Origin of the sequence: Xanthobacter autotrophicus (assembly GCF_029991245.1) — a bacterium.
GTDB classification, from domain to species: domain Bacteria; phylum Pseudomonadota; class Alphaproteobacteria; order Rhizobiales; family Xanthobacteraceae; genus Xanthobacter; species Xanthobacter autotrophicus_C.
Window position 1 is genome coordinate 16,448 of the sequence record NZ_JAIVFO010000016.1, and the last position, 22,294, is coordinate 38,741.

20 protein-coding genes are annotated in these 22,294 nt (G+C 68.6%); 8 read left to right on the forward strand and 12 right to left on the reverse strand.

Annotated features, from left to right (window positions below):
- Positions 1–21: 21 nt before the first annotated feature.
- From K9U41_RS04995 to K9U41_RS05005, 3 genes are all read right to left on the reverse strand, one after another.
- Complete coding sequence (locus tag K9U41_RS04995) at positions 22–939, reverse strand: MBL fold metallo-hydrolase (RefSeq protein ID WP_282639758.1); 918 nt, start codon at positions 937–939, stop codon at positions 22–24.
- Positions 940–1,196: 257 nt separating this feature from the next.
- Positions 1,197–1,970 carry an outer membrane protein gene (locus K9U41_RS05000; protein ID WP_282639759.1) on the reverse strand — a complete coding sequence of 258 codons (774 nt, stop codon included), beginning with the start codon at positions 1,968–1,970 and terminating at the stop codon, positions 1,197–1,199.
- 445 nt (positions 1,971–2,415) lie between these two features.
- Positions 2,416–3,192 carry an outer membrane protein gene (locus K9U41_RS05005; protein ID WP_282639760.1) on the reverse strand — a complete coding sequence of 259 codons (777 nt, stop codon included), beginning with the start codon at positions 3,190–3,192 and terminating at the stop codon, positions 2,416–2,418.
- 329 nt (positions 3,193–3,521) lie between these two features.
- Here K9U41_RS05005 and K9U41_RS05010 point away from each other — a divergent pair, with 329 nt between their 5' ends.
- Positions 3,522–3,836, forward strand: coding sequence for a hypothetical protein (locus K9U41_RS05010; protein WP_282639761.1), 315 nt, complete (start codon positions 3,522–3,524; stop codon positions 3,834–3,836).
- Between the two features lie 106 nt (positions 3,837–3,942).
- A complete protein-coding gene (locus K9U41_RS05015; protein WP_282639762.1) occupies positions 3,943–4,281 on the forward strand; it encodes a hypothetical protein in 339 nt (112 codons plus the stop codon).
- A gap of 43 nt (positions 4,282–4,324) precedes the next feature.
- Here K9U41_RS05015 and K9U41_RS05020 read toward each other — a convergent pair whose 3' ends face one another.
- Complete coding sequence (locus tag K9U41_RS05020; protein WP_282639763.1) at positions 4,325–6,241, reverse strand: propionyl-CoA synthetase; 1,917 nt, start codon at positions 6,239–6,241, stop codon at positions 4,325–4,327.
- Between the two features lie 317 nt (positions 6,242–6,558).
- Here K9U41_RS05020 and K9U41_RS05025 point away from each other — a divergent pair, with 317 nt between their 5' ends.
- The 4 genes from K9U41_RS05025 (at position 6,559) to clcA (ending at position 11,833) form a co-directional block, all read left to right on the forward strand.
- Positions 6,559–8,187, forward strand: a complete 1,629-nt coding sequence (locus K9U41_RS05025) for an acyl-CoA synthetase (protein ID WP_282639764.1) — start codon at positions 6,559–6,561, stop codon at positions 8,185–8,187.
- Entirely contained in the window at positions 8,188–8,400 is a 213-nt protein-coding gene (locus K9U41_RS05030; RefSeq protein ID WP_012114481.1) for an alkylphosphonate utilization protein, read from the forward strand. It abuts the gene before it with no gap.
- Positions 8,401–8,597: 197 nt separating this feature from the next.
- Entirely contained in the window at positions 8,598–10,346 is a 1,749-nt protein-coding gene (locus tag K9U41_RS05035) for an ABC transporter ATP-binding protein/permease (RefSeq protein ID WP_282639765.1), read from the forward strand.
- A gap of 86 nt (positions 10,347–10,432) precedes the next feature.
- Positions 10,433–11,833 carry a H(+)/Cl(-) exchange transporter ClcA gene (gene clcA, locus K9U41_RS05040; protein WP_282639766.1) on the forward strand — a complete coding sequence of 467 codons (1,401 nt, stop codon included), beginning with the start codon at positions 10,433–10,435 and terminating at the stop codon, positions 11,831–11,833.
- Positions 11,834–11,912: 79 nt separating this feature from the next.
- Here clcA and K9U41_RS05045 read toward each other — a convergent pair whose 3' ends face one another.
- The 4 genes from K9U41_RS05045 to K9U41_RS05060 form a co-directional block, all read right to left on the reverse strand.
- Positions 11,913–12,692, reverse strand: coding sequence for a 4'-phosphopantetheinyl transferase family protein (locus K9U41_RS05045; RefSeq protein ID WP_282639767.1), 780 nt, complete (start codon positions 12,690–12,692; stop codon positions 11,913–11,915).
- A gap of 16 nt (positions 12,693–12,708) precedes the next feature.
- Positions 12,709–13,419 carry a thioesterase II family protein gene (locus K9U41_RS05050; RefSeq protein WP_282639768.1) on the reverse strand — a complete coding sequence of 237 codons (711 nt, stop codon included), beginning with the start codon at positions 13,417–13,419 and terminating at the stop codon, positions 12,709–12,711.
- Between the two features lie 195 nt (positions 13,420–13,614).
- Positions 13,615–14,400, reverse strand: a complete 786-nt coding sequence (locus K9U41_RS05055; protein WP_282639769.1) for a hypothetical protein — start codon at positions 14,398–14,400, stop codon at positions 13,615–13,617.
- Positions 14,401–14,597: 197 nt separating this feature from the next.
- Complete coding sequence (locus K9U41_RS05060; RefSeq protein ID WP_432715729.1) at positions 14,598–15,131, reverse strand: SGNH/GDSL hydrolase family protein; 534 nt, start codon at positions 15,129–15,131, stop codon at positions 14,598–14,600.
- 49 nt (positions 15,132–15,180) lie between these two features.
- Between K9U41_RS05060 and K9U41_RS23925 the strand changes: the two genes are divergently transcribed.
- Positions 15,181–15,321, forward strand: coding sequence for a hypothetical protein (locus K9U41_RS23925; protein ID WP_432715730.1), 141 nt, complete (start codon positions 15,181–15,183; stop codon positions 15,319–15,321).
- Between the two features lie 208 nt (positions 15,322–15,529).
- Here the strand turns inward: K9U41_RS23925 and K9U41_RS05065 are convergent, their stop codons facing one another.
- Genes K9U41_RS05065 through K9U41_RS05075 form a run of 3 tightly spaced genes read right to left on the reverse strand, consistent with a single transcriptional unit; the run spans position 15,530 to position 20,336 of the window.
- Positions 15,530–17,560, reverse strand: coding sequence for a MacB family efflux pump subunit (locus K9U41_RS05065; RefSeq protein WP_282639771.1), 2,031 nt, complete (start codon positions 17,558–17,560; stop codon positions 15,530–15,532).
- A 3-nt stretch (positions 17,561–17,563) separates the two neighbouring features.
- Positions 17,564–18,838: an efflux RND transporter periplasmic adaptor subunit gene (locus K9U41_RS05070; RefSeq protein ID WP_282639772.1), complete on the reverse strand. Its 1,275-nt coding sequence runs from the start codon at positions 18,836–18,838 to the stop codon at positions 17,564–17,566.
- Between the two features lie 10 nt (positions 18,839–18,848).
- Positions 18,849–20,336 (reverse strand): efflux transporter outer membrane subunit, encoded by a 1,488-nt coding sequence (locus K9U41_RS05075; protein WP_432715731.1) that lies wholly within the window; start codon positions 20,334–20,336, stop codon positions 18,849–18,851.
- A gap of 397 nt (positions 20,337–20,733) precedes the next feature.
- Here K9U41_RS05075 and K9U41_RS05080 point away from each other — a divergent pair, with 397 nt between their 5' ends.
- A complete protein-coding gene (locus tag K9U41_RS05080; protein WP_282639774.1) occupies positions 20,734–21,165 on the forward strand; it encodes an OsmC family protein in 432 nt (143 codons plus the stop codon).
- A 17-nt stretch (positions 21,166–21,182) separates the two neighbouring features.
- Here the strand turns inward: K9U41_RS05080 and K9U41_RS05085 are convergent, their stop codons facing one another.
- Positions 21,183–22,193, reverse strand: a complete 1,011-nt coding sequence (locus K9U41_RS05085; protein WP_282639775.1) for an LLM class flavin-dependent oxidoreductase — start codon at positions 22,191–22,193, stop codon at positions 21,183–21,185.
- Positions 22,194–22,294: the final 101 nt, after the last annotated feature.

Here is a 22,294-nt window from a genome sequence, read left to right on the forward strand (position 1 = left end):
CAGGCCCCGGTTCGGCCGGCGTCAGGCCGCACGCCGGAATCGCCCGGTGATGGCCGCAACCGGGCCATCGGTCGCCACGCGGCCGCTGGACACCAGATGCTCCAGGTGCGCCAGCACGGTGAGGGAGGCCGCGCCCACCAGGCGTGGATCGAGGCCGATATAGATGCCCCGCACCAGATCGGGGATGGTCTCCACCTCCCGGTCGAGGGCGCGCAGAATCGCCGCCTCACGGGCCATGCGATGGGCCAGATAGGTCCGCACGAAGTCGGGCGCATCGGTCACCGGCCCACCGTGGCCGGGGAGATAGATGCGCTCCTCCCGCCGCCCGAGTATTTCGAGGGAGCGGATATAGTCGCCCATGGAGCCGTCCGGCGGCGCGACGATGGAGGTCGCCCAGGCCATCACATGGTCGCCGGAAAACAGCAGGTCGTCTTCTTTCAGGGCGAAGGCGACGTGGTTGGCGCAATGCCCGGGGGTCAACAGGGCCGTCAGGGTCCAGCCCGGACCCGCGATCGTGTCGCCTTCCCCAAGCCTGATATGGGGGGAGAAGTCGGTGTCGGCGCTGGCATCGAGCGGATTGACCTCGCCGATGGCCAGGGGGCGGGCCGCACGGTGGGGCCCCTCCCCCAGCGTCACCGCTCCGGTTGCGGCCACCACCGCGCGCGCGGCCGGAGAATGGTCGCGATGGGTGTGGGTCACGAAGACGTGCGTCACCGTCTCGTGGCGCACGGCTTCCAGCAGCGCCGCCACATGGGCGGGATCATCCGGGCCGGGGTCGAGAATCGCCACCTGACCGCGTCCGATGATGTAGCTGCAGGTCCCCGTGAAGGTGAAGGGGGAGGGATTGGGCGCCACGATCCGGCGCACCAGGGGGGACACCTCATCCACCCGTCCGGGTGGCGCGTCGAACGCGCGGTTGAAGGCGATGTCCTCACTCATGGCGCAAGCCTCATGACGTCGGGCCGAAGGTCTCAGGCCTTCTGGAGCCGTATGCGATCGCGGTTCAATGCACCTGATCGGAGAATCCGCCCGGAAACTCAAGAGATGCGGATGCGCCCATGCCCCGAAGTCCTTCAGGGGCGGCTGCAACGCAAATGGCAACGAGAGCAACGGGTCGCCGAGGCGCGCCGCCAGCGGCAAACACTAAAAAGCCCGCTGCCAAGGCAGCGGGCTTTCCCGACGAAGCAGAGCTTCGATCAGAACTTGTAGTTCACGCCAGCCTTGAGGGTGTGGAACTTGGTGTCCACCGAGCCGCTGTAGATGTCGTTGAAGTTCGTGGAGCCGTCGTAGTACGTACCGAAGTACGAGAAGTCGGTGCTGCCGAGGTCGACGTACAGGTACTCGGTCTTGAACGTCCAGTTGTTGGTGATGGCGTATTCCACGCCAGCACCAATCGTCCAGCCCCACTTGGTCGAGGAGGCGGAGCCACCCCACACATCATAACCTTCGCCCACGTAGAAGTTGCTGATGTCGTAAGCGGTCTTGCCGTAGGCCGCGCCACCGGTGATGTAGGGCAGGAACCGGTCAAACGCGTAGCCGAGACGGGCGCGGATGGTGCCGAAGTAATCGACAGACGCGCCAGAGCTGTAGTTCGAGAGGCCACCCCAGTAATTGGCGTAGCTCTCAGTGTACTTGCCTTCGATGTTCGTCCACTGCAGGTCGGTCTCGACGCCGACCACCACATTGTTGGCGAACTGGTAGTTGTAGCCGATCTGACCACCGACGAAGAAGCCGGAGGAGTTCACGGAGCGGCTCTCGCTGCTGTAATAGTCGCCGTAGTAGGTGTTCACTTCATCGAGGGTGAACTTGTCACCGCCGTAGCCGGCGTTGGCGCCGATGTAGAAACCGGTCCAGGAGAACACCGGCACCACGGCGACCGCCTTGACGGGATACTTCGTCGCCAGGTCAGCAGACATGGCCGGCACCGAGAGAGCCGCAAGCGCGACAGTGGCGAGAAGAAGACGCTTCATGACCAACCCCTTGTTTGGGCATTACCCATTTGGGTGAATTCGTTCTGGACGCGGCCCCGTTCCGGAGCCGCCGTGTCCTGGGAGCTTATGTAGCAGAGCCCCCGGACGATTGCTGTTACATTCCCGCCACACTCGCTCTGAAACAGCACCGCGCCAAACCGTTGGCGGAGTACCGAAACCGCCCCTTCGGACCGGAGATCGACCAACACGGCACCGATGTTCCGGCTCTGAGAACAGGACATCCCTCGGCCTTTCCGCTGAAATGGACGCGAAGCCGCCGATCGCAGAGGGAAGGACCGGGACCGGACCATGCGGCTCAGAATACCGCCCCTTCAGTAACCGGCAAAAACACGAACAGCAGGCGCCGCCCCCCTTCCGGGGCGCTTTGCCCACAAAAAAGCCCGCTGCCGAAGCAGCGGGCTTTCCCGATGAAGCGGTGCTTCGATCAGAACTTGTAGTTCACACCGGCCTTGAGCGTGTGGAACTTGGTGTCCACCGAGCCGCTGTAGATGTCGTTGTAGTTCGTGTACCCGCTGCAGCAGTAGGTACCATAGTACGAGTAGTCGGTGCTGCCGAGGTCGACGTACAGGTACTCGGTCTTGAACGTCCAGTTGTTGGTGATGGCGTATTCCACGCCAGCGCCGACAGTCCAGCCCCACTTGGTCGACGAGCTCGACGCGCCCCACGCGCCATAGCCGTCGCCGTAATAGGAGCTGTTGATGTCCAAGCCGGTCTTGCCGTAGGCGGCACCACCGGTGATGTAGGGCAGGAACCGGTCGAAGGCGTAGCCGAGACGAGCGCGGATGGTGCCGAAGTAATCGACCGACGCGCCGGCATTGTAGTTCGAAACGTAGCCGTAGTAGTCGGCGTAGCTCTCGGAATACTTGCCTTCGATGTTCGACCACTGCAGGTCGGTCTCGATGCCGAGCACCACGTTGTTGGCGAACTGGTAGTTATAGCCGATCTGGCCACCGACGAAGAAGCCGGAGGAGTTCACGGAACGGCTCTCGGAGCTGTAGTAGTCGCCGTAATAGGTGTTCACCTCGTCGAAGGTGAACTTGTCACCGCCGTAACCAAAGTTACCGCCGATGTAGAAACCGGTCCAGGAGAACACCGGCACGACGGCGACCGCCTTGACGGGATACTTCGTCGCCAGGTCAGCAGCCGCGGCCGGAGCCGAGAGCGCCGCCAGCGCGACAGTGGCGAGAAGAAACCGCTTCATGACCAACCCCCTTGTGCGTGTTACGCGAATGAGTGTCGTTACAGACTTGAGACACGAGACGCTTCGTCCAGTGCCACCTATCTAGCAGAGGCCGATCGCCAGCGCCGTTACATTCCTGCCACACCCAGCCCTAATCATTGCAACCTAACGGCAAAAAGCTAATGGGCTACCACTGTTTAGGTCCAGTCGCGTTGTTTGCCGGGCGGACCCGACCGGTTCCATGGCGAATTGGTGAATGGAACGTAAACACAGGGTCTTCAGCCCCCATTCAGGTGCGCCCCGCGAAACTGCGATTCGAGCTGGGACGATCCCCGAGGAGGAGCCTCGCCATGCAACTTATCCGAGTCTCACGGCGGGTGGCCCTGCCGCTGCTCGCGGCCCTGGCTGCAAGCCCGATCCAGGCCCAGGCGCGGCCGAATACCCTCGCCCTGTCCTGCCGGGAGGCCGCCGCCCTGGTGAACGGGAGCGGAGCCGTCGTGCTGGGCACCGGGCCCAACATCTACGACCGTTACGTCAGCCAGATTCGCTTCTGCTCGGGCGCCGAACAGCTCAAGGCGGAGTGGGTGAAGACGCGCGACAATCCACAGTGCTTCATCGGCTATACCTGCTACGTGCCGAGCCGCGACAACAGCCTGGGCCGGTGAGGCCCGCCGCAGGATCCGCTCGGCAGCTCCGGCGCCCTTGAGAGTCGGCCCGGCCCGCACCAAATGTAGCGGGTCAGCCCGACGGACGCTCCGAACGGAAAGCTCGATGATGAGACGATTGTCCCTCGCCCTCGGCGCCTTCGCCCTGCTGGCCGGTTCCGGGCTTCTCGCAGGCTTCACGCTTCTGGCCGGCACCGAGCGGGCCGTCGCCCAGACCCCGAGCATCACCATGACCTGCGCCGAGGCGGCCGCACTCATCGCCAAGCGAGGGTCGGCCGTGCTGGCCACCTCCCGCACGCTTTACGATCGCTATGTGCGCGACCGGAGCTTCTGCCTCTACGACCAGGACACAAGGCCGGAATGGGTGCCGACGAAGGACAACCCCCAGTGCTTCATCGGCTACAGCTGCTTCGAGCCGTTCCGCGGCGGCAGCCTCTCACGCTGAGCGCCACCGGGGCATCGGCCCCGGCAGCTTCAGGAATGCCAGATCAGGCGATGCCGCGGGACTTCAGCACGTCCTCGATCTCTTCGAGCACGCCGGCGTCGTCGATGGTGGCAGGCACCGACCATTCGTCGTGATCAGCGATCTTCTTCATGGTGCCGCGCAGGATCTTGCCCGAACGCGTCTTGGGCAGGCGGTTCACCGTCACCGCAAGCTTGAACGCCGCCACCGGGCCGATGCGGTCGCGCACGAGGCCCACCAGTTCCTTCTCGATCACGTCGGGGGCGCGGCGCTCGCCAGCCTTCAGCACCACGAAGCCGCAGGGCACCTCGCCCTTCAGCTCGTCCTTCACGCCGATGACCGCGCATTCGGCCACGTCCGGATGGGAGGCCAGCACCTCCTCCATGCCGCCGGTGGACAGGCGATGGCCGGCGACATTGATGATGTCGTCGGTGCGGCCCATGACGAAGACATAGCCGTCGTCGTCGAGGAAGCCGGCGTCGGAGGTCTTGTAGAAGCCCGGGAAGTCGGCGAGGTAGCCCTCGGCGAAGCGGTCGTCCTGCTGCCACAGGGTCGGCAGGCAGCCGGGCGGCAGCGGCAGCTTCACCACGATGGAGCCCATGGTGCCCGCCGGCACCGGCTTGGCGGCCTCATCCACGATCGCGATGTCGTAGCCCGGCATGGGCACGGTGGGCGAGCCGAGCTTGGTGGGCAACAGGCCGAGGCCCACCGGATTGGCGGCGATGGCCCAGCCGGTCTCGGTCTGCCACCAATGGTCCACCACCGGCACCTGCAGCTGCTGCTGCGCCCAGATCACCGTATCGGGATCGGCGCGCTCGCCGGCCAGGAACAGGGTGCGGAAGCGGGACAGGTCGCGGCCCTGCTTCAGGAGGCCGTCGGGGTCCTCCTTCTTGATGGCGCGCAGGGCGGTGGGCGCGGTGAACAGCGCCACCACCTTGTGCTCCTCGATCACCCGCCAGAAGGCGCCGGGGTCCGGCGTGCCCACCGGCTTGCCCTCGTAGACCAGTGTGGTCGCGCCGTGGATCAGCGGCCCGTAGACGATGTAGGAATGGCCCACCACCCAGCCGATGTCGGAGGCGGTCCAGAACACCTCGCCGGGGGCGATGCCGTAGAGGTTCTTCATGCTCCAGTCGAGCGCCACCATGTAGCCGCCGATGTCGCGCACGACACCCTTGGGCTTGCCGGTGGTCCCGGAGGTGTAGAGGATGTAGAGCGGATCGGTGGCCGCCATGTCCGCGCAGGGCGCGCTCTTGCCCGCATCGGCCGCAGCCGCGCAGGCCGCCGCCCAGTCGAGGTCGCGGCCCTCGGTCAGGGCGCCCGGCCCCTCGGGGCGCTGGAGCACGAGGCAGCTCTGCGGCTTCACCGCCGACATGGAGATGGCAAGGTCGAGGAGCGGCTTGTAGGCCACCACGCGGTTGGGCTCGATGCCGCAGGAGGCGGCCAGGATCACCTTGGGCTCGGCATCCTCGATGCGGGTGGCCAGTTCCTTCGCCGCGAAGCCGCCGAACACCACCGAATGGATGGCGCCGATACGGGCGCAGGCGAGCATGGCGGCAATGGCCTCGGGCACCATGGGCATGTAGACCAGCACCCGGTCGCCCTTGCCGACGCCGAGGTCCTGCAGCACCGCGCCCAGCGTGCTCACCTCTTTGAGCATTTCGCCATAGGTCAGGGTGCGCTTGGCGCCGGTGACCGGGCTGTCGTAGATCAGCGCCGCCTGGCCGCCACGACCGGCCGCCACGTGGCGGTCGAGGGCGTTGTGGCAGATATTGCCCACGGCGTCCGGGAACCAGCGGCCATAGACACCGGCCTCGGGATCGAAGATCTTCTCCGGCGCCTTGGACCACTCCAGCGCTTGCGCCGCCGCACCCCAGAAGGCGGAAGGATCCGCACGCCAGCTGGCATAGGTTTCAGCGTATCCGCTCGTTCCGACCTCGGACATGGACGCCTCCCATTCGACCCTCTTGTTGGTGGAGGTTACTGCCGGTCGCCTATCCACGACGCAAGTTCGCACAAATGCGTAAGACCTTGGTCGGGAAAAAAACTTGGGCCAATGAGATCATCTGGTCCAAAAAATTGACCCAAATCAGCGATTCGCGCTCGCGAAGATCGACCGGCGAAGCCCGGTGAGACTTTCGTCGCGCTTTGGCGAGATTGCGCCTGATTGCCCGCCTCGGCTACGGTCGCGACCCGAATACGACCCAAATTCCGGCGCGCCGGCACCGCCGCGCCCCAAAAGCGTGCACCAAGGGGGGACCGATGGCTGGCGGCATCTATGACCTGCATCTCGACCGCAATCCCGCGAACTTTCAGCCGCTGACGCCGCTCGGCTTCCTGGAGCGGGCCGCCAGCGTGTTCCCGGACCACACGGCCATCATCCACGGCGCCCTGCGGCGCACGTATCGCGATTTCTACGCCCGCAGCCGGCGGCTCGCCTCGGCGCTCGCCCAGCTCGGCGTCGGCAAGGGCGACACCGTCGCCGTCATGCTCCCCAACGCCCCAGCCATGCTGGAAGCGCACTACGGCGTGCCCATGACGGGCGCAATCCTGAACTCCCTCAACACCCGCCTCGACGCCGCCATCCTCGCCTTCACCATCGACCATGGCGAGGCCAAGGTGCTCATCACCGACCGGGAATTCTCCCCCGTGATGAAGGCGGCGCTGGCCATGGCGACCCGGAAACCCGTGGTCATCGACTATGACGACCCGGAATTCACCGGCAAGGGCGAGCGCGTCGGCACCATCGAATACGAGGACTTCCTCGCCACCGGCGACGCCGACTTCGCCTGGAAGACCCCCGACGACGAGTGGGACGCCATCGCCCTCAACTATACCTCGGGCACCACCGGCGATCCCAAGGGCGTGGTCTATCACCATCGCGGCGCGCATTTGCTCGCGGTGGGCAACGTGGTCACCTGCAGCCTCGGCAAGCATCCGGTCTATCTGTGGACGCTGCCCATGTTCCACTGCAACGGCTGGTGCTTCCCCTGGTCCATCACGCTGGCGGCCGGCACCCATGTGTGCCTGCGGCAGGTGCGCGCCAAGCCCATCTTCGATGCCATCGCCGACCACAAGGTGACGCACATGTGCGGCGCCCCCATCGTCATGTCCACGCTGCTCAACACGCCGGAGACGGACAAGCGGCCCTTGCCCCACAAGGTGGAGTTCATCACCGCCGCCGCGCCGCCGCCGGAGGCGGTGCTCGCCGCCATGCAGGAGGCGGGCTTCAACGTGGTGCACGTCTACGGCCTCACCGAGGTCTATGGCCCCTCCGTGGTCAATGAGTGGCATGCCGAATGGGACGCCCTGCCCGCCCAGGAGCGCGCCATCAAGAAGGCGCGCCAGGGCGTGCGCTACGGCGCGCTGGAAGCCCTCGACGTGCTGGATCCCGACACCATGGTCCCGGTGCCCGCCGACGGCGAGACCCTGGGCGAGGTCATGTTCCGCGGCAATGTGGTGATGAAGGGCTACCTGAAGAACCCCACGGCCACCGACGCCGCGTTTGCCGGCGGCTGGTTCCATTCCGGCGACCTCGGGGTGAGGCACCCCGACGGCTACATCCAGCTCAAGGATCGCTCCAAGGACATCATCATCTCCGGCGGCGAGAACATCTCCTCCATCGAGGTGGAGGACGCCCTCTACAAGCACCCGGCGGTGAGCGCGGCGGCGGTGGTGGCCAAGCCCGACGAGAAGTGGGGCGAGACCCCGGTCGCCTTCGTGGAACTGCGCGAGGGCGCGAGCGCGACGGCGGAAGACCTGATCGCCCATTGCCGGACCCATCTGGCGGCTTATAAGTGCCCGCGCCACATCGTCTTCGAGGAGATCCCGAAGACCTCGACCGGCAAGATCCAGAAGTTCCGGCTGCGCGAGATGGCCAAGGAGGTCTGAGTGGACGTCAAGGACGCGAACGGCGCCATCCTGAAGGATGGCGACAACGTCACCCTCATCAAGGACCTCAAGGTGAAGGGCACGTCCGTCACCTTGAAGCGGGGCACGCTGGTGAAGGGCATCCGCCTCACCGACGACCCGGAGGAGATCGACTGCAAGGTCGAGAAGGTGAAGGGCCTCGTGCTGCGCACGGAGTTCGTGAAGAAGGCCTGAGGGCGTTCGCGCGCTTCATGGTTCCAGGCGCTGCGTTACAGACAGATTGATCAATCCTGTCTGTAACGCAGCGCCGCCCCCCGCGGACGGACCCCACTTCCCCTTCGGCACCTTTCCAATCGTTCATGCGGCGGCCATGGTGCGGTCATGCGCAAGCCGGCAAAGCTGCGCGCACTTCGTGTCATGAGAGGTCCTTCGTGCGCGCCCTTCTCACCCTCATCGGCGACATCCGCCGGCTTGCCATGCCCTATTTCAGGAGCGAGGAGCGCTGGACCGCCCTCGGGCTGCTCGCCGCGGTCATCGCCCTTGAACTGGCCTGGGTCTTTGCGACCGTGCTGCTCAACGAGTGGAACGTCGCCTTCTACAACGCCATCCAGGACCGCGACTTCCCGGCGTTCCAGAGACAGATCCTGATCTTCTGCGGCCTCGCCGCCGGCGCCATCGTGGTGGCGGTGTACCAGGTCTATCTCAAGCAGGGACTGGAGATCCGCTGGCGGCGCTGGCTCACCAAGCGCTATCTCGACGCGTGGCTCTCCAACGACGTGCACTACCGCCTGCGCCTGTCGGGCGATGCCGCCGACAATCCGGACCAGCGCATCGCCGAGGATGTGAAGCTCTTCATCAACCGCACCATCGAGGTGGGCGTCGGACTGCTTGGGACCATCGTCTCTTTGCTGTCCTTCAGCGTCATCCTGTGGAATCTGTCCGGTCCGCTGGGGCTGAAGCTGTTCGGGCACGAGATCAATATTCCCGGCTACCTGTTCTTCGCGGCGCTGATCTATGCGGCGGTGGGCACGCTCATCGCCCATGTCATCGGCCGGCCGCTGGTGAAGCTCAATTTCGACCAGCAGCGCTACGAGGCCGACTTCCGCGTCGATCTGGTGCGGGTGCGCGAGAATGGCGAGCAGATCGCCCTGCTCGATGGCGCACCGGCGGAAGACCGCAAGCTCGACGGCCGCTTCTCCCGCATCTTCGGCAATTTCGTGGGTCTCATGAAAGCGCAGAAGCGCCTGACTTGGTTCACCGCCGGCTACAACCAGATTTCCACCATCTTCCCCTACGTGGTGGTGGCCCCCGCCTACTTCGCCGGCCAGATCCAGCTCGGGCAATTGATGCAGACGGCAAGCGCCTTCTCCTCGGTGCAGGGCTCCTTTTCCTTCTTCATCTCCAGCTATGTGACGCTCGCCGAGTGGACCTCGGTGGTGCACCGGCTCACCGGCTTCGAGGCGGCCATCGCCAAGGCCCGCACCGGTGCAACCGTGCCGGCCTTCGGCACGACGGGCACGGCCGGCGCCCACGGCCTCACCCTGCGCGACCTCGACGTGCGCCTGCCCGGCGGCGGCCCCCTCATCCGCACCGGCGAGATCGCCATCGACCGCGGCGAGCGGGTGCTGATCACCGGCCCGTCCGGCGCCGGCAAGACCACGCTGCTGCGCGCCATCGCCGGCATCTGGCCGTTCGGCTCCGGCACGGTGCACCGGGCCGAGGACCATCGCCTGCTGGTCCTGCCCCAGAAGCCCTATGTGCCCGTGGGCCGGCTGGATGTCGCCCTCACCTATCCGCGGCCGGTGGACATGGTGCCGAAGGAGCGCCTGATCGAGATCCTCACCGCGGTCGGCCTGCCCGCCCTCGCCGGCCGGCTGGAGGAGGAGGCCCTGTGGCCCCACGAACTGTCGCTGGGCGAACAGCAGCGCCTCGCCATCGCCCGCGCGCTGCTCGACGCTCCCGACGTGCTGCTGCTGGACGAGGCCACCTCAGCGCTGGACGAGCCGTCCGAGGCGGCGCTCTATGCCCTGCTGAACGAAAGGCTGCCGCAGGCCACCTTCATTTCCATCGGCCACCGCTCCACCCTCGCCGACCTGCACGACCGGGTGCTGCACCTTTCCGGCGAGGAGGCCCCGCGCACGCTGAGGCCGGTCTCTGCCCCCATGTTCCACCCAACCTGAGACGGGGCGGCTTGCTCCGCCGGGCCCGCGTCCGGTAAGCCTTAAGGGCGCGCTGGCGCCCCCTCTCTTGCCGCCGAGGTCCTTGCGTGACGCCATCCGCGCCTGCCGCCCCCCGCCGAACGCCGCGCGACGCCGTCTATTATGTCCTCGCCATCGGCGCCGGGCTCGTGGTCGGCGCAGTGGGTGGGTACTTCCACATGGCGGTGGATGGGCTCTCCCGATGGCCGGACCTGGTGCGCGCCCACCTCGACGGCCCCTTGCTCTACCTCGCCATGTCCGCAGTGGCGGCGGTGATGGTGGCGGCGTCGGTGGCGCTGGTGCGCGCCGTCGCGCCCGAGGCGGCGGGGTCGGGCGTGCAGGAGATCGAAGGGGCGCTGGAAGGCCTGCGGCCGGTGCGCTGGAAGCGGGTGCTGCCGGTGAAGTTCGTGGGCGGCGTGCTGGCGCTGGGCTCGGGCCTGGTGGCCGGGCGGGAGGGGCCGACCATCCATATGGGTGCCGCCATCACCAAGGCCCTGTCGGACGCGGTCGGGCTCGACACACGGGACACCCGCGGCCTGCTCGCCGCCGGCGCGGCGGCCGGGCTAGCGGCGGCGTTTAACGCGCCGCTGGCCGCCATCCTGTTCGTGATCGAGGAGACGCGGCGCCAGTTTCCCTATGGCCTGCGCACCTATAGCGCCGTCATCCTGTGCTCCGTGGCGAGCGCGGTGATGGCCGAGGCCATCGGCGGCACCGCGCCGGACATGAAGCTCGCCGTGCCCGATATGCCGCTCCTGCTGCTGCCCGCCTTCCTGGCTCTCGGGGCAGTGCTGGGGGCGGTGGGCGTCGTCTTCAACCGGGTGCTGGTCGCCTCCCTGGATGGCGCGCGGATGCTGGCGCTGTCGGTCTCGCCCTATCTGTTGCCGGTGCTGGTGGGGGCGGTGGTGGGACCGCTCATCCTGCTGCGGCCGGAAGCCACCTTCGGCGGCGAGACCCTGGCCGTGTCGCTGCCCGGCCTCGGCCTGCCGGCGCTGACGCTGGCGGGCATCGTCGTCATCCGCTTCGTCATGACCATGGCAAGCTATTCCACTGGAACGCCAGGCGGGATCTTCGCCCCCATCCTGGCGATGGCGACCGCCGTGGGGGTGCTGTTCGCCACCCTGCTGGCGCTGGTGGTGCCGCTGCCCACCGATGCGGTGGCGGCGTTCGGGGTGGCCGCCATGGGCGGGCTGTTCTCGGCAACCGTGCGGGCGCCGCTGGTGGGGATGGTGCTGGTGGCCGAACTGACGGGCGCCTATGGCCTTCTCGTTCCAGTGATCTTGACCTGCGTCACCTCAAATCTCGTGGCCGAGGCGCTGGGCGGCAAGCCCATCTACGAAGTGCTGCTCGACCGCACCCTGCGCCTCGCCGGAACCCCGCGATCCGGCGCCCCCTTCCCCAATGAGGAACTGGGCGGCTGGGACGAGCGGGAGCGGAAAACCAAGGCTTCTCCCAACGGCCCCGGTCTTTGATCGGACCCGAGAGGGTGTCGCCCAGGCTCGCAAGGCTCATGCACAGGCGGCGGAAATCCCCCGTCGCAGCCGGTCGGCCTCAGGAGCCGGCCGCGCGCCAGCCGTCGGCCGTGCACACGAAGACGGCGGGCGGCCGATCGCTCTCCACCGCATAGGCGAAGCCGGCGGGCGCGAACATCGTCCCGGTGCCCACCAGCAGGCGCCGCTCGCCGCGCAGGAAGGGAGCCGGGGGGCCGGCCGGAACCAGCTTCACCGTGCGCGGGTCGCCGGCGAGGCCCTCGCCGGTGGCCTTGAGCACGGCTTCCTTGCCGCACCACACGGCGAGGGCCGCGGCGGCGCGGGCCTCCTTGGGCATGGCGCGCCAGGCGGCCTGATCGGCGGGATCGAACATGTCGCGGGCAATATCCGTCCACACGTCGAGCGGGCGCGGGTCCTCCACATCGACGCCGATGCACCCGCCGCGCGCAACGCCCACCGCCACCGCCCCACCGGAATGGGCGACGTTGAAATCCAGATCGCAAGAGCCCTCGCCCGCCCCCGCGAGCCGGGGCCGGCCGTTCACCCCGCGTGTCACCGGCACGGCGGAGGGGGCGCATCCCAGCATGGCGCCGAGCATCAGGCGAGCCAGCTGCCAGGCGGCGCGGCGGACGGCGCGGTCCTCCGCCTTCAGGACGCGGGCGATACGCGCCTCCTCCGCCTCGGGCAGAGCGGAATCGAAGCCGGGCCGCGCGGCAAGGTCCGCCGCCCGCGCCAGCACCACAAGGCTGTCACCGGCGCCGAGCGCCGGCACCGGGAGGGCGGCGGACTCAGAAAACGTTTTCAGGCCGGTATGCGACGGGGCGAGGAGGTGCGCATCCAAGGGCGTGCGATCCGGCTCAGACGACCGCCGCGCGGGCGGCGCGCCAGGCGGGGATGACCTTGGCCAGCAAGGCGAGGAGCCGCGCTTCCTGGTCGCGCACGAAGAAATGGCCGCCGGGCCATAATTCCACCGCCAGTGGGCCGGAGATCAGCTCGCTCCAGGCATGGAGGGTCTCGGGCGGCGTCGCCGCGTCTTCCGAGCCGCCGAGGATGACGGCCGGCACCGGCAGCGCCGGCCCGGGCTTGAAGGCATAGGTGTCCACCATGCGGAAGTCGGCGCGCACGGCGGGCAGGGTCATGGCCAGCAGGTCCGGCTGCGCCAGCACCTCCTTGGAGGTGCCGCCGATGGCGCTCAGCTCGGCCACCAGCTCCGCGTCGGTCATGGTGTGGCGGGCGCGCGGCGGGCCGTCGAGGTGGGGGGCGGCACGGCCCGACAGCACCAGCCCGGCCACGCTCACCCCCTGCCGGGCGAGGGATCGCGCCACCTCGAAGGCCAGCAGCGCGCCCATGGAATGGCCGTAGAGCACCAGCGGCACGGTGCGTTGCGTCAGCGTGTCGGCAAGGTCGTCGGCCAGCGCCGCGATGTCGGTGGCAAAGGGCGCGCCGTAGCGGGTGCCCCGCCCGGGCAGCTCCGGGCTGTCCACGGTGGCGATACCGGAGAGCGTGACCTTCCAGGGCCGGAACAGCGCCGCCGAGGCGCCGGCATGGGGCAGGCAGACCAACCGCATGGCCTAAGCCCTCCCCGCGCCGGGGATGCGGTGCATCACAGTGGTGTGTCTAATCGTGTCCATGGCGTGCCCCTCACGCAGAGATAAGCGTGAAAAGCGAAGCCACTCAAGGGTCTTTGCTGCGATGCGGAAGGATTTCGGCACCGAAAGGGCAGCATGCGTTACCTTGGTGCCGCCCTACCATCTCCGACGCGGTCAGGCCGGCGCTTGGCCGGAGCGCATGATGGTGATCTGGAGTTCCTTCACCACCTGGTAGAGCGGGTCGGCCGAGGGCCGGATCAGCCCCTGCGAGGGCGCCCCCAGCTCCAGGATGATGAACACGCACCCGGCGATGGCGGAGGCGCCGAGCAGCAGGAAGGCCATGACGGTGGCGTTCCTCGGCGCGAACAGGCCGAAGCTCCCGAACAAGAGCGACAGCCACGCCACCAGCATCACGAAGAACGGCGCGGGCATCACCATCTTGGACTTCTCCACCAGCATCCAGCGGGCGTCCACCATGTTGTCCAGCAGGCTGATGGCGCGGGCCTGGATGTGGCGCTCGCGGTCGGTCTTCGGCTCCAGCCGCAGCACCTCGTCGTTGAGGGCTTCCAGTTCGTGCAGGGTGGTCACCCCCACCTCGTCGGTGGACGAGGCGGGGCGGGACAGCTCGTCCGCCTTGGTGCGGGCATAGATGGCGAGCGCGTCCCGGATCCCGGCGGTCTCGGCGCCGTAGCCGATCAGCACGCGATTGAGCTTGATGATGTCGGCGGCGAGCGCCTCGATGGCGGAGGTCCGGGCGCTGAAGGACGACGAGGCGCTGTTCACCATCAGCCCCAGCACCAGGGCCGCCAGCGTGCCCACCACCGCCATGGACACCGATACGGCGGTGCCGGTCTCCCCGGTCAGGTGGTGCTCCGGCAGCTTCGGGGCCAGCCAGAGGCCGACAACCGCGCTGCCGCAGATGGCGAAGAGCGCGAGCAGGCTCGCCAGAATGGAACTCATGGGGGTTCGGCTTCCTGACTGTCGCGGACCATACCCACGCGCGGGCGGTCGCCCTTATAGGGGCGTATGGCCCGAAAGCGGAACCCCATGGGCCGCGAAACCTGACCCGCCGCGCCATGGCGCGGCGGCAGGCGGCGCGGAACCCGTCCGCAACCGCCCGCCAAGGTGCCGCCGGCCCATGCCGATCGGCCGACCCATCACCCTGCGCAGGCGACCGCCGCCAGCCGCTGCTGCCACAGCACCACGCCGGCCTTGTCGGGATGGAGCCCGTCCATGGTGGGGGACGCACCCGGCGCCGGCACCACCCGCGCGCCGCTCTCCCCGGCCAGCGCGCGGATGGCGGCGTTCTGGCTGGCGATGAAGTCCCGGTCGTGCACGGGCATGTAGCCCGGATGACCGAGGTCCACCGGATTGATCTCCACCAGCACCAGCGCGCTCTTGGGGAAGAAGCCGAGCAGGGTGCGATACTTGGCGCTCCAGGCCGCGATGTCCATGTGCCCGGTGCGGGCGTCGTTGACGCCGATGGCCACCACCAGCTGCCGGGGCGCCGCCAGCCGGCGGTACATGGGCGCGCGGTCCAGAAGATCGTCGATCTGGTCGCCCGGTATGCCGGCATTGATCACCTTGGCCCCGCACAGGTGGGAGGGCGCGGCCTGGAAGGTGATGCTGTCGCCGATGGCCAGCACCGGGGCGCCCGTGACCAGCGCCGCGCGGTAGGTCTTCCAGACCATGCGCGTGTGCAGGGGGATACTGTGCCACAACACCAGGCCAAGGCCGACGATGCCCCCCAGCGCCAGCGCCCGCAGGAGCAGGAGGCGCAGCCGCGCGCGGTCCGCCCTGCGCTTGGCGGGCACGGCGGCGGGGGCAGCGACGGTATCGGCCGAAGGTTGGGTCATGACGGTTGGCCTTTCAAGACTGTAAAGCAACTGCTGTGCCGCCCAATGATTGGTATTGCCCGCGCTGTGCTCGCCCTGCCCGCAATCCAGCTCGCTCAAAAAATGCTCTAAACCTTTGTTTCATCGCAATTTTAGACGCAAAACCGCTTCGCACTTTTGCTGAAACTGCTCTAGCGTCCTGTCCCGACGCGCTTTCTTCACGCGAACCGGGTTCCCCTTCGCTCGAAAATGCTTCAATCCCGCGCCAGCGCCGCCACCGGATCGAGCCGCGCGGCGTTGCGGGCCGGCAGATAGCCGAAGGCAACCCCGATCAGGCTCGCGCACACCACGGCGGCGATGATGGACGCGGCCGAATAGACCAACTGGAAATTGGAGCCGGTGAGCGCGAACAGCGCGCCGAAGCCCAGCGCCAGCGCGATGCCGGCGATGCCGCCCACGAGGCACACCAGCACCGCCTCGATGAGGAATTGCTGGAGGATGTCGGCCTGCCGCGCCCCCACCGCCATGCGCACGCCGATCTCGCCCACCCGCTCGGACACCGACACCAGCATGATGTTCATCACCCCGATGCCGCCCACCAGCAGCGAGATGACGGCGATAGCCGCGATCAGCGCCGTCATGGTCTGGGTGGTGGCGGTGATGGTCTTGCGGATGTCGTCGGTGTTGAGGATGAAGAAGTCCTTGGTGCCATGGCGCTGGGTGAGGAAGCGCGTCACCTGCTGCTCCGCGAGGACCACGTTCGTGTCGTCGGCCACCCGCACGGTGATGGAGCGCAGGGACAAGCTGCCGAGGAAGCGGGCCTGCACCGCGGTGTAGGGCAGATAGATGGAGAGGTTCTGGCTGCCGCCGAACCCGCCCTGCTGGGGCGCGGTGACGCCGACCACGCGGCAGAACACGCTGCCCACCAGCATCACCTGGCCGAGCGGGTCCACATCCTTGAACAGGGTATTGCGGGTGTTCTCGTCGATCACCGCGTCGAGGGCGAGGGCGCGCACGGCGTCGCGGTCGAAGAAGCGGCCCTGCGCCAGCCTGGTGCCGCGGGCGGCGAAATAGCCCTGCCCCACCCCGTTCACCAGCGCATTGGCCTCAATGGCGCCGAACCGCACCGTGCTCTGGGTGGAGACGGTGGGCGTCACCGCCGCCACATAGGGCTGGCGGGCCAGCGCATCGGCATCCGCCACCACGAGCGTGGTGATGCGGCCGGACCGGGTGTCGCCGAAGCTGCGGCCGGCGAAGATTTCCAGCGTGTTGGTACCGAGGCCCGAGATGTCGGCGAGCACCTTTTGCCGCGAGCCCTCGCCCAGCGCCACCACGCACACCACCGAGGCGATGCCGATGATGATGCCCAGCATGGTCAGGAAGGTGCGCAGCCGGTGCGCAGCCATGGCGAGGAGCGCCATGCGGAACGCCTCCTTCAGACGCCCGGCATAGGCGGTGGCCCGCGCGGCGCGGGAGGATGGCGCCGAAACCTGCCCCCGCGCGGGATCCTCGCCCTTGCCCGCCGCCCGCCCGGGCCGTGGACGCCCGACGCGATCGGAGAGGGCGGTGTGGACGCGGACGCCGCCCTTGCTGGGACGGTCGGCGACGATCTCGCCGTCGCGGATCTCGATGATGCGGTCGGCCCGCTCGGCCACGCTCATGTCGTGGGTGACGATGATGATGGTGCGGCCCTCGGCGTGAAGCTCGTCGAGGATGCGCAGCACCTCCGCCCCGCTCTTGCTGTCCAGCGCGCCGGTGGGCTCGTCGGCGAGGATCACCTGCGCCCCGTTCATCAGCGCGCGGGCGATGGAAACCCGCTGCTGCTGGCCGCCGGAGAGCTGGCCCGGCCGGTGGGTGGTGCGGTCCGCCATGCCGAGCCGCGCCAGAAGGCCCTGCGCCCGCGTCCGCCGCGCCTCCGTTTCAGTGCCGGCATAGACGGCGGGAATTTCCACATTGCCCAGCGCGGTCAATTCCGAGAGCAGGTGATAGCGCTGGAAGATGAAGCCGAAATGCTCCCGGCGCAGCGCCGCCAGCGCATCCGCGTCGAGGTCCGAGGTCTCCTGCCCGGCGATGCGGTAGCCCCCGCGCGTGGGCCGGTCGAGGCAGCCGAGGATGTTCATCAGGGTGGACTTGCCGGAGCCCGAGGCGCCGACGATGGCCACCATCTCGCCCTCGGCGATGGTAAGGGTGATGTCCTTCAGCACCGTGATGGTGCCCTCGCCGGCCGGATAGGCGCGGCTGAGGCCGGTGAGTTCGATGAGGGGCTGCGCGCTCGCTCGCGTCATCGGCTAGAGCCCCATGGACGGCGGGCCGGGCATGCGCGACGCGGTGGCCGCGCCCTGCACCTTCTCGCCGGTCACCACGCGCTCGCCATCCTTCAGCCCGGAGCGGATCTCGGCGGTGATCTTGTCGTTGAGCCCCACCTCCACCTTGCGCCGCTCCAACGTGCCGTCGGACGCCACCACGCGCACGCTGTCGCCCGCGCCGTCGCGCTCCAGCGCGGTGGCCGGAACGGTGAGCACCCCCTTCGCCTCGCCAAGGACGATGTGCACCTCCGCCGTCATATAGGTGCGCAGCCGCCCCTCCGGGTTCGGCACGTTGAACAGGCCCATGTAGTAGATGGCCGAGGAGGAGCTGGACGAGGACGACGACGACGCGGACGACGTGGTCGTGGTGGTGAAGCTGCTGTCGGTCTTGATGGAGTCCGGTGCCGGCTCGATGAACTCGAGCTTGCTGTCGTAGCGGCGGTCCGGCGCGCCGAGGATGGTGAACCACAGGGGCATGCCCGGCTCCACCTTCACGATGTCGGCTTCCGAGATTTCCGCCCGCACCGTCATCACGTCGAGGGCGCCGAGGATGACGATGGTGGGCGCCGACTGGGTGGCGTTCACCGTCTGCCCCTCCTGGGCCACGAGCGCGAGCACGGTGCCGTCGATGGGGGCGGTGATGCGGGTGTAGCCGAGGTTGGCGCGGGCCGTCTCTACCGCGATGGCGGCCTCCACGATCTGCGCCTCCAGCGCCGCGAGCTGGGCGCGGGTGACCTTCACGGCGGCCTCGGCGGTCTCGAAATCGGCCTGCGACACCGCCTTCTGTGCAACCATGGTGCGCTGGCGGGCGAGGGTCTGCTCGTTGAGGGCGAGGGTCGCCTCCTTCTCCACCTTCTGGGCGCGGACATTGGCGAGCGACGCCTCGGCGGTGCGCAGAGAATTGTCCTGGGTGACGGAATCGATCTCCGCCACCAGTTCGCCCGCCTTCACCTTCTGCCCCAGCCGCACCTTCACCGAGGTGATGCGTCCGGACGCCTGCGCGCCCACCGCCACCAGCCGCGAAGGCTTCAGCGTGCCGCTGGCGAGCACGGTCTCGGCCACGTCGCCCCGGGTGACGGTGGCGGTCATCAAGGCGCTGCCGGGATCGGGCGCGGTTAAACGGGAATAGCCATAGGCGGCAACCGCAAGCAGCACCGCGAGCGCGCCCCAGCGCCAGAGCCGGCGGGCGGGCCGCTTGGGCGCCGGGTCAAGATGGGTGGCGGCCTGCGCCGGATCGAAGGGCGGAAGCGCGTTCATGCCGGCCGCCTCACTGGATCGCCGGCGCCGGCAGGCGCGCGAAATGGGGGCCTGTGTTCTGGTCCACGACCACCGGCGTCGCGGTGTCCACCGCGCCATCCCAGCCGCCGCCCAGCGCCTTGTTGAGCGCCACATAATAGGTCGCCACCGCCACCCGGCTCTCGATCAGCGCCGTCTCGGCCGCATAGAGCGAGCGCTCGGCGGTGAGCACATCGAGGAAGCTCGACGAGCCAGCCCCATAGAGCGCGTGGGAGAGCCGCGCCGCCTCGCGGTAGGAGGCGGCGGAGGCGGCGAGCCGGGCCGCCTTGAGCCGCTGCTTGCCGAGGGAGACGGAGGCATTCTCCACATCCTCCAGCGCGGTGAGCACCACTGCGCGATAGGCGAGGAAGGACTGGTCGCGCTCGGCCTCGGCGAGTTCCACCGCCGCCTTCAGCTGCCCGCCGGTGAAGAGGGGCACCGTCAGCGTCGGCCCGAACGACCAGCTGATGGAGGAGCCGCGCGCCAGGTCGCCGAGCTGCGTGCCGGTGGTGTTCAGGGTGCCGGCAAGGCTGATGGAGGGATAGCGGTTGGCCTCCGCCTGTCCCACCAGCGCCGTGGACTGGCCGAGCCGGCGCTCGGCGGCGCGCACGTCCGGGCGGCGGGTGAGCACTTGCGCGGGAATGCCCTTGGGCACCGGCAGGCGCGGTGCCGGCACGGGGCGCGCGCCCGCCAGCCGCCCGGCCAGGGCCGCCGGCTCCCGCCCGGTGAGCACGGACAGGCGATGCACGCTCTGGGCGTAGGCGGCTTCAAGCTGGGGAATGTCCGCCTCGGTGCTGGCGGCCTGCCCGGCGGCATTGGCGGCATCCAAAGCGGAGGCGCCACCGGCGTCGAGCTTGCGCTTGGTCAGCGCGGCGGTCTCGCGCTGGGCGCTCGCCGTGCGGCGGGCGAGCGCGATGCGGGCCTGGTAGCCCCGGGCGTCGATATAGTTGGTGGCCACGTCGCCCACGAGGGTGACGAGCGCGGCATCGAGATCGTCCACCGCCGCATCCGAGCCGTAGGCGGCGGCCTCCACGCCCCGGCGGTTGGCGCCGAACAGGTCGATTTCCCAGCTGGCGTCCAGCCCTGCCTGATACTGGGTGTAGGTGCTGGCCACCGTCACGTCGCCGTCAGAGCCCACATTGCTGCCGTTGTCGCCGCGGGTGGCGGAGGCGTTGCCGGTGACCTGCGGGAACAGGGCGCCGACCTGCTGGCGATAGGTGGCGCGGGCCGCGCGCACCTTGGCCTTGGCAGTCGCCACGTCGAGATTGCCCGCCACCGCCTCCTCCATCAGCCCATCGAGCACGCCATCGCCAAGCCGCCGCCACCAGCGCTGAAGCTGGGGCGCGGTCTCCGCCTTCCCGCCGCGCCCGCTGCCCCATTGGCCGGGCAAGGCGAACTGCGGCGTCTCATAGTCCGGTCCCACCGCGCAGCCCGACAGGACCAGCGCCGCCAAAAGCCCGGCCAATATCCGACGCCTCATGGACGCCATGCCGGGACATCCCGGCGCGCGGGGCTTGGGGCGGAAGGGAGCGAGGGGGCGGGCCGTGTCATGCCGCCAGTGTCACGGTCGAGGTGACCGCAATAGGACCCGGGCGCATCGTTTGTTTTCCCGCGCGTATCCGAATGTTTCCGCCGGGGCCGGAACACGCGCGGCGGCCCCCGCGTGGGCAAAAAAGCGCCACCGGAGGTGAACGATTTGCCCGCCCAAGTGTTGAGCCCAAGGTCGGGCACGGAACCCGCCACACTCCGGTTACCGGCCGGGGCGTCGGCAGGGGCCGTTGGAAGGGGGCGCGCACCGGCCGCGCGGGGCGGGAGCCGAAGCCGACAGGCGCGGCCCTCGCCCGCGATATGGCCCCCGAAAGATCAAGGAGACCAACATGGCGATCATCCGCACCGGCTCGGCCCAGTGGAGCGGCGGCATCAAGGACGGCAAGGGCGCGATCTCCACCGAGAGCGGCGCGCTTTCCGCCTATCCCTACGGCTTCGCCAGCCGCTTCGAGGGCCAGAAGGGCTCGAACCCGGAGGAGCTTCTGGGCGCCGCCCATGCCGCCTGCTTCACCATGGCGCTGTCGCTCATCCTCGGCGAGGCCGGCCTCACCGCCACCGACCTTGCGACCTCCGCCAAGGTGTCGCTGGAAAAGAAGGAGGCGGGCTACGAGATCACCGCCGTGGACCTCACCCTGGTGGGCACCGTTCCCGGCGCCACGCCGGAACAGTTCGCGGAGCTGGCCGGCAAGGCCAAGGCCAACTGCCCCCTCTCCAAGGTGATCCGCGCCGCCATCAGCCTCGACGCCACGCTGAAGGGCTGAGGGTCAGCCCCCCGGCCTCATGCCGCCGATTTCTCCCAGTCGGCGGCGTGGGGCACCGCGTCCGCGATCATGCGGTAGGAGGCGAGGCGCTTCTGGTGATCGAACACGTCGGAAACGATCATCACCTCGTCCACCAGGGTCTCGGCCACGAAGGCATCGATGCCGGCGCGCACCGTCTGCGGGCTGCCCACCACGGAGCGGGAGAGGAAGCGGGCGGCCTGCGCCTTCTCCATGGGGGTCCAGTAGGCCTCGATATCATCGATGGGCGGCTGGCTGAGGCCGCGGGCGCCGCGGAAGATGTCCGCCACCGACATCTGCTGGGTGGTGGCGAGATGGCGCGCCTCATCGTCGGTCTCGGCCGCGATCACATTGATGCCGGCCATGGCATAGGGCCGGCTGAGTTGCGCCGAGGGCTGGAAGCGAGCGCGATACAGCTCCAGCGCCGGGATCAGGTCCGCCGGCGCGAAATGGGAGGCGAACGCATAAGGCAGACCCAATGCCGCCGCCAGTTGCGCGCCGTAGGTGCTCGATCCCAGGATCCACAGGGGCACGTTGGTGCCGGTGGCCGGCACCGCGAACAGGGACTGGCCCGGCGCGGCCTCGGCGAGATAGGCCTGAAGCTCGATCACGTCATTGGGGAAATGGTCGGAATTGGTCAGCGAGCGGCGCAGCGCCCGCATGGTGTTCTGGTCGGTGCCCGGCGCCCGGCCCAGGCCGAGATCGATGCGGCCGGGAAACAGCTGGGCCAGGGTGCCGAACTGCTCGGCGATGATCATGGGCGCATGGTTGGGCAGCATGATGCCCCCCGCCCCCACCCGGATGTGCCGGGAGCCGGCGGCCACATGGGCGATGACCACCGAGGTGGCGGCGCTGGCGATGCCCTGCATGTTGTGATGCTCGGCCACCCAGAAGCGGCGATAGCCCCACTCCTCCGCGTGGGCCGCCAGATCGCGGGCATTGTCGAGGGCATCGCGGGGGCCGGACCCCTGCCGCACCCGCACCAGATCGAGAATGGAAAGCTGCACCATGAGACCCTGCCTCAACCGCGCCGGAGCCGGTTGCGGCTCCAGACTTTCAGGAAAGAGAACGCGGTGTCCGGTCGGCTTGCGCCGCAAGCCCACCGGCGCGT